10 protein-coding genes are annotated in these 12,656 nt (G+C 70.5%); 5 read left to right on the forward strand and 5 right to left on the reverse strand.

All coding sequences use genetic code 11. The features are described from left to right. Positions 1 to 72 precede the first annotated feature (72 nt). Positions 73 to 825 (forward strand): helix-turn-helix transcriptional regulator, encoded by a 753-nt coding sequence (locus ABZ862_RS37280; protein ID WP_360968697.1) that lies wholly within the window; start codon positions 73 to 75, stop codon positions 823 to 825. Positions 826 to 934: 109 nt separating this feature from the next. Here ABZ862_RS37280 and ABZ862_RS37285 read toward each other — a convergent pair whose 3' ends face one another. Next, entirely contained in the window at positions 935 to 1,960 is a 1,026-nt protein-coding gene (locus tag ABZ862_RS37285) for an ATP-dependent 6-phosphofructokinase (RefSeq protein WP_360968700.1), read from the reverse strand. A 310-nt stretch (positions 1,961 to 2,270) separates the two neighbouring features. Between ABZ862_RS37285 and pta the strand changes: the two genes are divergently transcribed. From pta to pyk, 3 genes are all read left to right on the forward strand, one after another. Continuing rightward, the gene (gene pta / locus ABZ862_RS37290; RefSeq protein ID WP_360968703.1) at positions 2,271 to 4,349 is read left to right on the forward strand and encodes a phosphate acetyltransferase; all 2,079 of its coding nucleotides are present in this window, start codon (positions 2,271 to 2,273) and stop codon (positions 4,347 to 4,349) included. 26 nt (positions 4,350 to 4,375) lie between these two features. After that, complete coding sequence (locus ABZ862_RS37295) at positions 4,376 to 5,584, forward strand: acetate kinase (protein WP_360968727.1); 1,209 nt, start codon at positions 4,376 to 4,378, stop codon at positions 5,582 to 5,584. A gap of 102 nt (positions 5,585 to 5,686) precedes the next feature. Beyond that, entirely contained in the window at positions 5,687 to 7,117 is a 1,431-nt protein-coding gene (pyk, locus tag ABZ862_RS37300; protein WP_360968706.1) for a pyruvate kinase, read from the forward strand. 108 nt (positions 7,118 to 7,225) lie between these two features. Here pyk and ABZ862_RS37305 read toward each other — a convergent pair whose 3' ends face one another. From ABZ862_RS37305 to ABZ862_RS37320, 4 genes are all read right to left on the reverse strand, one after another. Then, positions 7,226 to 8,578, reverse strand: a complete 1,353-nt coding sequence (locus tag ABZ862_RS37305; protein WP_360968709.1) for a hypothetical protein — start codon at positions 8,576 to 8,578, stop codon at positions 7,226 to 7,228. Continuing rightward, positions 8,568 to 9,188: a DUF6114 domain-containing protein gene (locus ABZ862_RS37310; RefSeq protein WP_360968712.1), complete on the reverse strand. Its 621-nt coding sequence runs from the start codon at positions 9,186 to 9,188 to the stop codon at positions 8,568 to 8,570. Before ABZ862_RS37310 ends, ABZ862_RS37305 begins: the two co-directional genes overlap by 11 nt. Positions 9,189 to 9,341: 153 nt before the next feature. Then, positions 9,342 to 9,980 carry a DUF6230 family protein gene (locus ABZ862_RS37315; RefSeq protein ID WP_360968715.1) on the reverse strand — a complete coding sequence of 213 codons (639 nt, stop codon included), beginning with the start codon at positions 9,978 to 9,980 and terminating at the stop codon, positions 9,342 to 9,344. A gap of 708 nt (positions 9,981 to 10,688) precedes the next feature. Next, on the reverse strand, positions 10,689 to 11,660 hold the full coding sequence (locus ABZ862_RS37320) for a tetratricopeptide repeat protein (RefSeq protein ID WP_360968718.1): 972 nt from the start codon (positions 11,658 to 11,660) through the stop codon (positions 10,689 to 10,691). 271 nt (positions 11,661 to 11,931) lie between these two features. Here ABZ862_RS37320 and ABZ862_RS37325 point away from each other — a divergent pair, with 271 nt between their 5' ends. Further along, entirely contained in the window at positions 11,932 to 12,555 is a 624-nt protein-coding gene (locus ABZ862_RS37325) for a TetR/AcrR family transcriptional regulator (RefSeq protein WP_360968721.1), read from the forward strand. The last annotated feature ends 101 nt before the right edge of the window (positions 12,556 to 12,656 follow it).

Consider the following 12,656-nt stretch of genomic DNA (forward strand, 5'->3'; position numbering starts at 1 on the left):
TGTTCATACGATCCGTGTTCCTGGCCGAACAGTCCGTAGTCACCGCACGCCGGCGGCCCTACGTTGAGCTTCGTGCGCCGACCACCACCCCCCGCCCCGCCGAACGTGACCGCTCCGGCACCCCCGCCCTTCGACGCCACCGCCGCCCACCGGCTGCGGACGGCGCTGGGAATGAGACCCGAACATGTCGCCTACGGCATGCGCGCCTCGTACGGGCTGCCGCATGTCTCACCCGATCTCGTCCTCGCCTGGGAGCGCTCTGCCGCCTCGCCCGACAAGGCCGAACTGTCCGCACTCGCCGCCGTGCTGTGGTGCTCGCCCGGTGAACTCACCGGCAGGCCCCGCACCCTGCGCGAGCACCGCCTCGCCCGGGGGCTCGCCCCGGAGGACGTGGCCCGGGCCACCGGGCTCGACCTGCCCCTGTATCTCGGGATGGAGGAGAGCGAGGAGTGGCGCGGCACCCAGCGGCAGTCCGCCGCCCTCGCCGATCTCCTGGAACTGACCCTGCCCGACTTCGTCACCGTCACCGGACGCGACCCGAAGCTCGCCGCCCTGCTGCGCGATGCCGTGACCGCGCGCTGGCAGGCGTACGTCCGGCCGGTCGGCAAGGTGGTGCCGCTGGAGCGGCGACTGCTGGAGGACGCGCTCCTCGGACTCCACGAGGACTACCGGGCGCGACTGGTCGCGGTGCCCGGCTGGGGCGTCCCGGGCGACGGCCCCGCCGTCCGGGGCCAGGGCCCCGGACGCGGTCGCACCCCCGGCGGTGACTTCCTCGACCGGATCGTCGAGCACTTCTGGGAGACCGTGGGCAGGGCGGCCGCCTGAGCGCGCCGCCCACACGGCTCCGGCCGGTGCGCCGTGGGGCGCACCGGCCGGAAGGCTCGTGCCTGTGGTGACCGGGACCCCGTACGCGTCCCGGGGTCCGGAGTCCGTCCTAGAAGACCGACTCCGCCTCGTCCATCCGGTCCTTCGGGACCGTCTTCAGCTCGGAGACGGCCTCCGTCAGCGGCACCATCTGGATCTCGTTGCCGCGCAGCGCGGTCATCATGCCGAACTCACCGCGGTGCGCCGCCTCGACGGCGTGCCAGCCGAACCGGGTGGCGAGGACACGGTCGTACGCGGTCGGTACACCACCGCGCTGGACGTGGCCGAGGATGACCGGCTTGGACTCCTTGCCGAGCCGACGCTCGAGCTCGAACGCCAGGGCGGTGCCGATGCCCTGGAAACGCTCGTGACCGAACTGGTCGATCTTGCCCTTGCCGTAGTCCATGCTGCCCTCGACGGGGCGGGCGCCCTCGGCGACGCAGACGACCGCGAACTTCTTGCCGCGGGCGAAGCGCGCCTCGACCATCTTGACCAGGTCGGCCGGGTCGAAGGGGCGCTCGGGCAGGCAGATGCCGTGGGCACCGGCGGCCATGCCGGACTCCAGGGCGATCCAGCCCGCGTGCCGTCCCATGACCTCGACGACCATCACCCGCTGGTGGGACTCGGCGGTGGTCTTCAGGCGGTCCATCGCCTCGGTGGCGACACCGACGGCGGTGTCGAAGCCGAAGGTGCGGTCGGTGGCGGAGATGTCGTTGTCGATCGTCTTCGGGACGCCGACGACCGGCAGACCCGCGTCGTAGAGCATCTTCGCCGCCGTCAGCGTGCCTTCGCCGCCGATCGGGATCAGCGCGTCGATACCGAAGTCGCGGACGAAGTCGTGGGCGTTCTCGCACGCCTCACGGAGCCGGCCGCGCTCGAGGCGCGACGAGCCGAGGATCGTGCCGCCGCGCGCCAGGATGCCGCTGACCGCGTTGAGGTCGAGGGGGTGGAAGACGCCGTCGAGGAGACCGGCGAAGCCGTCCTCGAAACCGATGACGTCGTCTTCATAGTTGTCGATCGCGCGGTGCACGACCGACCGGATCACTGCGTTGAGGCCGGGGCAGTCGCCACCTGCGGTGAGAACTCCGATACGCATCGTGCCGCTTCTCTCCTGCTCGCTGTTTGATTACCGGTGAGCCGGGACCGATTGTTTCATGCCCCGAACGGAGCCGCGCCCGCCCTTGTTACCGGTCGCATGGGCCGTTGGTCCCTGCTGTGGGGGTCGAATGCTGGCGGGCGTCTTACCCACCCCCAAGGGTATTGTCAAGGGGGTTCGGGTCACTCCTGTGGGCGAACCCGGTACCGCGCACCGCGGGCGTGACCTGCGGAAACGCCCACGATCAGAACCGCACCGTCTGATCGATCAAAACGATCGGGCGACCGAAGAGACGAAACGGAGTGCTCGCGTGACGCGCAGCGTGTACGTGACCGGAATCGACCGCGGTGACGGCCGACAGGTGGTCGAGCTGGGGGTCATGGAGATCCTCACCAGGCAGATCGACCGGGTGGGCGTGTTCAGGCCACTGGTGCATGAGGGTCCCGACCGATTGTTCGAGTTGCTGAAGGCGCGCTACCGGCTCACCCAGGACCCGGCGACCGTCTACGGCATGTCCTACCACGAGGCGTCCGCCCTCCAGGCCGAGAAGGGCACCGACGAGCTGGTCTCCACGCTCGTCGACCGCTTCCACCGGGTGGAGCGGGAGTACGGGGTGGTCCTCGTCCTCGGCACCGACTTCGCCGACACCCAGCTCCCCGACGAGCTCGCCCTCAACGCCCGCCTCGCCAACGAGTGCGGCGCGGCCGTGATCCCGGTGGTGGGCGGTGGCACCGACGAGGCCGCCGAGTCGGTGCGCTCCGAGACCCGCAACGCCTACCGCGCCTACCACAGCCTGGGCTGCGACGTGCTCGCCATGGTGGTCAACCGCGTCAACCGCGAGGACCGCGACGTGATCGCCGAGCGCCTCGAGTCCCGGCTGCCGGTGCCCTGCTACGTCCTGCCCGACGAGCCCGCGCTGTCCGCGCCGACGGTCGCGCAGGTCGCCCAGGCGCTGGACGCCAAGGTGCTGCTCGGCGACGAGGCGGGCCTGGCCAGGGACGCCCTCGACTTCGTGTTCGGCGGCGCCATGCTGCCGCACTTCCTCAACTACCTGACCCCCAGCTGCATGGTGGTCACCCCGGGCGACCGCGCCGATCTGGTGGTGGGCGCGATGGCCGCGCACAGCGCCGGCACCCCGCCGATCGCCGGTGTGCTGCTGACCCTCGGCCAGACCCCGAGCGAGGGCATCCTCAAGCTCGCCACCCGCCTCGCCCCGGGCACCCCGGTGATCTCGGTGCCCGGCAACACCTTCCCGACGGCGGAGCAGCTGTTCTCCCTGGAGGGCCGGATCAACGCGGGCACCCCGCGCAAGGCGGAGATGGCGCTCGGCCTGTTCGAGCGGTACGTCAACTCCGCCGACCTGCTGAACCGGGTCTCCGCGCCCAGCAGCGACCGTGTGACGCCGATGATGTTCGAGCACAAGCTGCTGGAGCAGGCCCGCTCCGACCGGCGCCGGATCGTGATGCCGGAGGGCACCGAGGACCGGGTGCTGCACGCGGCCGAGGTGCTGCTGCGCCGCAGCGTGTGCGACCTCACCCTGCTCGGCAACGTCGACCAGATCCGCAAGAAGGCCGCCGACATCGGCATCGACCTCGGCGACTGCCAGCTGATCGACCCGGCCACCAGCGATCTGCGGGAGTCCTTCGCCCTGAAGTACGCGCAACTGCGCGCGCACAAGGGGGTGACCGTGGAGCTGGCGTACGACATCGTGAACGACGTGAACTACTTCGGCACGATGATGGTCGAGGAGGGTCTCGCCGACGGCATGGTGTCCGGCTCGGTGCACTCCACCGCGGCCACCATCCGCCCGGCGTTCGAGATCATCAAGACCCGGCCGGACTCGAAGATCGTCAGCTCGGTGTTCTTCATGTGCCTGGCCGACAAGGTCCTCGTCTACGGCGACTGCGCGGTCAACCCCGACCCGAACGCCCAGCAGCTCGCCGACATCGCCGTGCAGTCGGCGGAGACGGCCGAGCAGTTCGGCGTGGACCCGCGGATCGCGATGCTGTCGTACTCCACGGGCACCTCCGGCCGCGGCGCCGACGTCGACAAGGTGCGCGAGGCGACCGAGCTGGTGCGCGAACGGCGCTCCGACCTCAAGATAGAGGGGCCCATCCAGTACGACGCCGCCGTCGAGCCGTCCGTCGCGGCGACCAAGCTGCCGGAGTCGGAGGTCGCCGGTCAGGCGAGCGTGCTGATCTTCCCCGACCTCAACACCGGCAACAACACCTACAAGGCCGTGCAGCGGTCGGCCGGCGCGATCGCCGTCGGCCCGGTCCTCCAGGGACTGCGCAAGCCGGTCAACGACCTGTCCCGGGGCGCCCTCGTCCAGGACATCGTCAACACCGTCGCCATCACGGCGATCCAGGCCCAGACCTCCGTCAAGTGACGCAGCACAGAGAGCACTCCCACACCGTGACCGCGACCCGCGTCCTCGTTCTGAACTCCGGCTCCTCGTCGGTGAAGTACCAGCTGCTGGACATGCGTGACCACAGCCGGCTCGCCGTCGGGCTGGTGGAGCGCATCGGCGAGGACTCCTCCCGCCGCAAGCACACCCATGTCGTCAGCGGCGAGACCCGGGAGGCCGAGGAGCGGATCGCCGACCACGAGGCCGCCCTGAAGGCCATGTCCGAGGAGCTGGCCCGCGACGGGCTCGGCCTGGACTCCCCCCAGCTGGCCGCCATCGGCCACCGGGTGGTGCAGGGCGCGGGCTCCTTCACCGAGCCGACGCTGATCGACGACGGCGTGGTCGCGGAGATCGAGCGCCTCGTGCCGCTGGCCCCGCTGCACAACCCGGCCCACCTCGCCGGGATGCGTACGGCCCTCGCACTGCGCCCCGACCTGCCGCAGGTCGCCGTCTTCGACACCGCGTTCCACTCGACGATGCCGGAGTCGGCCGCCCGCTACGCGCTCGACCCGGCGGTGGCCGACAAGTACAGCATCCGCCGCTACGGCTTCCACGGCACCTCGCACGCCTACGTCTCGCGGGTCGCCGCGGGTCTGGTGGGCAAGGCGCCCGAGGACGCCAACGTGATCGTGCTGCACCTCGGCAACGGCGCGTCGGCCTCGGCGGTGCGGGGCGGGGTGTGCGTGGACACCTCCATGGGGCTCACCCCGCTGGAGGGGCTGGTGATGGGTACCCGTTCAGGAGACCTGGACCCGGCCGTCATCTTCCATTTGATGCGTGTCGGTGGAATGTCGGTGGACGAGGTCGACACTCTGCTCAACAAGAAGAGCGGCCTGCTCGGACTGTGCGGTGACAACGACATGCGCGAAATCCGGCGCCGGGTCGACGAGGGCGACGACCGGGCGAAGCTGGCTTTCGACATCTATATTCACCGTCTGAAGAAGTACATCGGCGCCTATTACGCGGTACTCGGCCGGGTGGACGCGGTGGTCTTCACGGCGGGAGTCGGCGAGAACGCGAGTCCCGTACGCGAGGCGGCCGTGGCGGGCCTGGAGGAACTGGGCCTCGCGGTCGACGCCGAACTGAACGCCGTACGCGGCGACCAGCCGCGGCTGATCTCGCCCGAGGGCGCGCGAGTGGCCGTCGCGGTGGTACCCACCGACGAGGAACTGGAGATCGCGACCCAGACCTACGCGCTGGCCACGGAGAACTCCTGAAAAACCGACGCGGCGGTAACACGGCTGAGCGCATGTCCGCCCATTTGCATCTTCCACCCTGTGGAATATTCCGCAGCGAAACAAACCGATAGGATCGCCCCCATGCGCCGTTCCAAAATCGTCTGTACTCTCGGCCCAGCGGTCGACTCCCACGAACAGCTGGTCGCCCTGATCAAGGCCGGCATGAACGTGGCCCGTTTCAACTTCAGCCACGGCAGCCACTCCGAGCACCAGGGCCGCTACGACCGGGTCCGCGCCGCCTCCAAGGAGACCGGCCGCCCCATCGGCGTCCTCGCCGACCTTCAGGGCCCCAAGATCCGCCTGGAGACCTTCGCCGAGGGCCCCGTCGAGCTGGAGCGCGGTGACGAGTTCGTCATCACCGTCGAGGACGTGCCCGGCGACAAGCAGATCTGCGGCACCACGTACAAGGGCCTGCCCGGCGACGTGACGCGCGGCGACCAGATCCTGATCAACGACGGCAACGTCGAGCTCAAGGTGCTGGACGTCGACGGCCCCCGGGTCCGCACGATCGTCATCGAGGGCGGTGTGGTCTCCGACCACAAGGGCATCAACCTGCCCGGCGCGGCCGTGAACGTGCCCGCGCTGTCCGAGAAGGACATCGAGGACCTGCGCTTCGCGCTGCGGATGGGCTGCGACCTGGTCGCCCTGTCCTTCGTCCGGGACGCCAAGGACGTCGACGACGTCCACCGCGTCATGGACGAGGAGGGCCGCCGCGTCCCCGTCATCGCCAAGGTGGAGAAGCCGCAGGCGGTGGAGAACATGGAGGACGTCGTGATGGCGTTCGACGGTGTGATGGTCGCCCGCGGCGACCTCGCCGTCGAGTACCCGCTCGAGAAGGTCCCCATGGTGCAGAAGCGCCTGATCGACCTGTGCCGGCGCAACGCGAAGCCGGTGATCGTCGCGACCCAGATGATGGAGTCGATGATCACCAACTCGCGCCCGACGCGCGCCGAGGCGTCCGACGTCGCCAACGCGATCCTGGACGGTGCCGACGCGGTGATGCTGAGCGCCGAGTCCTCGGTGGGCGCGTACCCGATCGAGACGGTCAAGACCATGTCGAAGATCGTCAAGGCGGCGGAGGAGGAGCTGCTCTCCAAGGGCCTGCAGCCCCTGGTCCCCGGCAAGAAGCCCCGCACGCAGGGCGGTTCGGTGGCCCGCGCGGCCTGCGAGATCGCCGACTTCCTCGGCGGCAAGGGCCTGGTCGCGTTCACCAAGTCCGGTGACACCGCCCGCCGGCTGTGCCGCTACCGCGCCTCCCAGCCGGTGATCGCCTTCACCACCGACGAGAACACCCGCAACCAGCTGACCCTCAGCTGGGGCGTCGAGTCCCACATCGTGCCGCACGTGAACAGCACCGACGAGATGGTCGACCTGGTGGACCAGGAGATCGTCAAGCTCAAGCGGTTCAACGCGGGCGACACCCTGCTGATCACCGCCGGTTCGCCTCCCGGGGTCCCCGGCACCACCAACATGGTGCGGGTCCACCACCTGGGCGGCGGCGCGCGGGACTGATCCCGCTCCGTTCCCGGCAGACCGCACACAGCTGAGGGCGCCCCCCGCCATGATGGCAGGGGGCGCCCTCAGCTGTGTGCGGCTCCCGGAGTGGTCCGGGGGGCCCGGCTAGGAATCCGTCGTGTAGACGTGCATGCCGGGGACGTGCAGCGATCCGCCGAACTGGGCGGCCTGGACCACCTTCACGTCGGTGAAGTAGATCAGCGGGATGTTCAGCGGCGGCGGGCTGTCGGGGCTGAACGTCACCGGGACCAGCCCGAACAGGTTGCCGGAGATGCTCTCGGTGTACATCACCGTGTCGCCGTCGCGGATCGTGGACGTCGATCCGGACGCGGCCTGGACATGGTAGGTCTTGCCCGACTGCGTGTCCTTCACCGTCTGGTGCAGGTCACCGATGTCGGTGCCGCCGGATATGACGTACTTGAGCACCTTCTTCGTGCTGCCGTCCGCCGCCCGCACCTCCACGACGCCCTGGTAGTCGGCGCCCTTGAGCAGCAGCGAACTGGCGTTCAGGTACCAGGGGTCGTCGGCCACCGGGACCTTGTTGTCGACACCGCTGACGTCGTCGGTGGCCGCCTTGCAGTTCGAGGTGTCCGCGGAGGAGCTCGCGGACGGGCTCGGCGAGGCGGTGGCCGACGGGGTGGCCGACCCGGCCGCCGCACCGGCCACCGTTGTGGCGGCGTCCTGCACGGTGCCGGTGACCTTGGACGAACCCGAACCCGAACCCGACCCGGAGCCGGAGCCGGACGATCCCTTGCCGATGCCGCTTCCCGAGGTGGCGGACGCCGAAGGGGCGGACGCCGAGGGGGACGCGGACGGCGTGGGGCTCGCGCTCGGCGTGGCCCCGGAGTCCGAACCGCTGCCGCTGCCGCCGGTGAGGATGCCGGTGATCGTGTCGCCGATGGTCTCCAGCAGGTTGCCGCCGCCCGAGGACGCCGAGGGACTGGCCGTGGCGGTGCTCGCACCGGACCCCGGGGCGGCCGAGGGCGTGGACGTCGCCTTGCCGCCGGAACCCGAACCGGAACCGGACGACGAGGACGACGTACCCGAATCCGACTTCGCGTCGGACGACTTCGACCCGGCGGACTTCGACCCGGCGGACGAGGTGTCCGAGGCGGACGGCGAAGGGGTCGCCGTGTCGCTCGCGGTGTCGCTCGGCGAGGCGGACGCCGACGGCGCGGCCGAGCCGCCGTCCAGCGCGGCGACACAGTTCTTGTAGTCCTCGGCGCTCTGGCTGTTGGACGCGGCCGGTGTCGAACCGCCCCCCGCGGCGAGCGCGAGCGTCGATGTGAACCCCATGCCCATGAGGACCGCCGTGGGCATCGCCGCCATGGCGATCGCCTTGCCCGCCGGCATGTGGAACCTGGTGAACAGCGGCTTCTTGGGTGCCGCGTGGCGCGGCCCGGTTCTCACACGGGACTCGTCCACATCCGTCCCGTGGGTCACCTCGTCAGCCGGCACTGTGCCTCCCGTTCGCCCCGTTGGCCGGGCTCGTTCCTGACAGGTCGTTCGACTCGCCCGCCTCGTGCGCCCCGGGTGCCTTGTCCAGCAGACCGGCGGTCACGGAGCCGTCCGCGCCCGGCTCCGGCGCGCCCTCGGGAGCGGCGGTCCCGGACTCCGTCTCCCGCACCGGCTGCGGCTGCGGCTGCGTCTCCTGCGCCGGCTGCGGCTGCGCCGGTACGCCCGGCGCCCACGCCACCGCCATCGCGCCGCCGAGCAGGGCGAACAGGAAGCCGACGATGAAGCCGCCGAAGTTGGAGACGGGGATGGACACCAGGCCCAGGAGGATCGACGCGACGCCCGCGAAGACCCGGACGTGCTTCTGGAACCACAGGCTGAAGCCCAGGACGACCAGCAGCACACCGATGATCAGCGATCCGGCGCCGCCGGTCGTGGCCAGCGCCAGGGTGAGATGGCCGAGCTGGAGGTGCGCGTACGGGAAGTACATGATCGGCACGCCGGCGAACATGACGAAGAGTCCGGCCCAGAACGGCCGCGTCCACCGCCAGTCCCGGAACTGCTGCCTCCGGCGGGTGAACTGACCGGTGGCGGCAGGAGTCTCGGCGCTCATGAAACAGCTCCCTGGTGCGGCGTTGCTGTGGTGAGGTCCTACCTCGCTGGAGGTGGTACCGCGAGTGGCGTGTGGGGGGTGTGGGAAAACCTGGCTGGACGGCGGACGGGCGGGGGCGCCCCGTTCAGGCCTCCCCCGCCCGTCACGGAGTGCCTAGTAGCACTCTGCGCTGGTGCCGGTCGACAGCGACATGTGCAGACCGCTGAGCTTGAAGGTTCCGGCGGTGGTGGCCCACGCCGTCTGCTTCACATCGGTCAGCGTGGCCTTGGTGGCCTGCTGGGCGAAGCCGTAGGGGTTCGCCGTGTCACCGCTCTTGATGCCGGGACCCTTGGCGGCGTCCTTGGCGGCCACACCGATGTCGATGTCCTCGAACGTGGCGTCGGCCTTCAGGTCGGCCACATCGATGTAGATGTTGTGGGCCGTCACCGCGTCGTGGCCCGCACCGCCGGCCTCGAGGCGCAGTGTGACCGAGCCGATCAGCGGGATGTCCGGGGTGACCACGGACTGGCACATGTTGGTGATCGACGCGTCGTTGAACGCCGAGACGGCGACGGGGTGAGCCGTCTTCTTGCCGTCCAGGGTGTAACCCGAGTCGATCGCCCCGTACTGCTCGAACCCGTAACCGACCAGCTGATCGGCACTGACCTTGAAGGACTGACCCGACACACTGAACGACGCGGCCAGCGCACCCTGGGCGAGGGCGACACCTATCGCGGCCGTCGCGGCGACGCTGGGCACCATGACCACAGCGAAGCGCTTCCATCTGGTCCCGCCACGCACCTGGGACTCCATATTTCCTCCTTCTCGGACGTACATCTCCTGGTATCGGCTCGCCCCGTGACGGCGGCTCGGCCGGGCAGGGATGGGAGAAGTGCTACGTCCTCGGAAGGGGAGCGCCCGCGGCCGCGGGCGCGAACCGCGCCCGGATCACCGGCGATCACCCCCGAGCGACAACCACTGGTCGCGCCTGACACGCATCACGCACAACCTTTCCGGACAGGCTTCACCGGTGAGGCGAAGACCCCCCTGTCCAAGAACCGGCGCTGCCTGCGCCGGCTCTGCCCGGTGGGGACCCGCATGAACCCGGCCGCCCGACCGGCTGTCGGGGGTACGGGAAGGGACCGAGCGTCGCCGATCGTGGTGCATTTGAGCCGCCCGCACAAGGGGGTTCGTTACTCACTAGTAACGGCCGGATAACCGTGCGACCGCACGCCGGTCTCGGACGACGACGCTCGGTGCGCCGGAACGGCGGAACAAAACCGCCACTCTCCGGACGGAACGCGACAGAGCAACGGCTCTGAATTACCCCAAGTAACAGCGGCCGCGATTACCAAGATTTGGTAAAACGCGGCCGCACCGGTGACTCACAACAGATCTTTCACGCCGGGACCACAACGCCCGGCGTTCGACCACCGTTCAGAACGGGCCAACCGCCCCGCTTCCGCACGCCCCCGGCCGCGCCGCTCGCCGTACCCGGCCGCCGCGGCGCCTGCCACGGCGTCAGAACAGCGCGCGGGCCAGGGCGCGCCGGGCGGCGACGACCCGGGGGTCGTCGGTCCCGACGACCTCGAACAGTTCCAGCAGCCGGCGCCGGACCTCGTCCCGGCCGTCGCCCGCCGTGCGCCGGACGGTGTCGATGAGCCGCCCGAACGCGTCGTCGACATGCCCGCCGACCAGGTCCAGGTCCGCGGCGGCGATCTGCGCGGCCACGTCACCCGGCCTGTCCGCGGCGTCCCTGCGCACCCGCTGCGGGTCCAGACCCTGCACCCGCTGGAGCAACTCGGCCTGCGCGAGGCCCAGTTGTGCCTCCGGGTTGCCGGGGTCGTCATTCAGTACGTTCTTGTACGCCTGCACCGCGCCGGCCAGGTCCCCGGCGTCGAGTGCCCGCACGGCGGCCTCGAGGAGGGCGTCGTAGGGTCCGACCGCCACCTCGTCCACCGCGGGGCCGCCCGGCTCGGCGTCCGGGTCGACGGTCAGGCCGGTCAGACCGAAGCGCTGCTCGGCGACCTCGACCAGTTGGTCGAGGGTCTCCCTGATCTGGGCCTCGGGCGCGGCCCCCTGGAAGAGCGGCAGCGCCTGCCCCGCCACGACGGCGAAGACGGCCGGGATGCCCTGGATCCCGAACTGCTGCATCAGCATCTGGTTGGCGTCGACATCGATCTTGGCAAGCAGGAAGCGGCCGCCGTACTCGACGGCGAGCCGTTCGAGGACGGGGCTCAGCTGCTTGCAGGGCTGGCACCATTCGGCCCAGAAGTCGATGACGACGGGTACTTCGGCGGACCGCTGCAGGACATCCTGCTCGAATCCCGCCTCGTCGACGTCGATGACGAGATCCGCCGGGGCGACGGCCCCTCCCCCGCCGTGCCGGGCGGCTTCGGCGCGCGTCTGCTCCGCCTTGGCCTTGGCCTCTTGGGCCGCCTTCACCGCGGCGAGGTCGACGACGCCGCTCATGGACATGTTCCGTGGCTGCATGCGTCCATCCTCCCCCGTCTCCGCGCGTGAGCGAAAAACGCAGGGGAAGCCGGTCCGCTGCGCACTGCCGTGGTCTCACCTCTCGGTCGGCGCCAGGTCCCCACCGGACACCGGTACTACGGTGGTCGTCGCTCGAGGGCACACGGTCACGGCCGGGACACCCTTTCGCTACGCGTCGTAGCGTAACGGCACAGGCCCCCGGCGCGGAACCACCCGTACGTGATCCGCCTCACACATCTGTACCCGTCGGCACCCCGGTTATGGTCGGGGAATGCAGAGCCGCACCCCCGCCGCCCGTACGGGCCGCCCGCGCAATGCCGCGGCGGACACCGCGATCCTGGCCGCGACCCGGGCGGCCCTGGTCGAGCTCGGCTGGTCCCGCCTCACCCTCGGGGACGTGGCGGCCAGGGCAGGGGTCGCGAAGACCACCCTCTACCGCCGCTGGTCCGGCAAGAACGAGCTGGTGGTGGACGCGGTGGCGGAACTCTTCGACGAGCTCGAACTCCCCGACCGGGGCAGCCTGGCGGCGGACATCGAGGGCGTGGTCCTCCAGTTCGCCGCGATCCTGGGGCGCCCGGAGGCGAGGAGCGGCCTGATGGCGGTGGTCTCGGAATCCACCCGTGACGAGGCGCTGCGCGCGCGTATCCGGGGCTCGATCGTCGACCGCCAGAAGCGGCTGGTCCTGGAGGGCCGGAGCAGGGCGGAGCAGCGGGGGGAGCTGCCGCCCTCCACCGACCCCGACGACACCAGCCGCACGGCTGACCTGATCTTCGACGTGGTGGCGGGGGCGGTGGTCCACCGGACGCTGGTGAGCGCGGAGCCGGCGGACGCGGCGTGGGCGAAGGGTCTGACCCGGATCCTCCTGACGGGCCTGACCCCGTCGGGGGGAACCTGAGGCCGGTTCTCGCCCCCGCCGCCCCTTCCCGTCCCGTCCCTGGGGGCTGCGCCCCCAGACCCCCCTTGTCGGCCCTTCGGGCCTCGTCCTCAAACGCCGGA

Source organism: Streptomyces sp. NPDC047000, assembly GCF_040644295.1.
GTDB lineage: Bacteria > Actinomycetota > Actinomycetes > Streptomycetales > Streptomycetaceae > Streptomyces.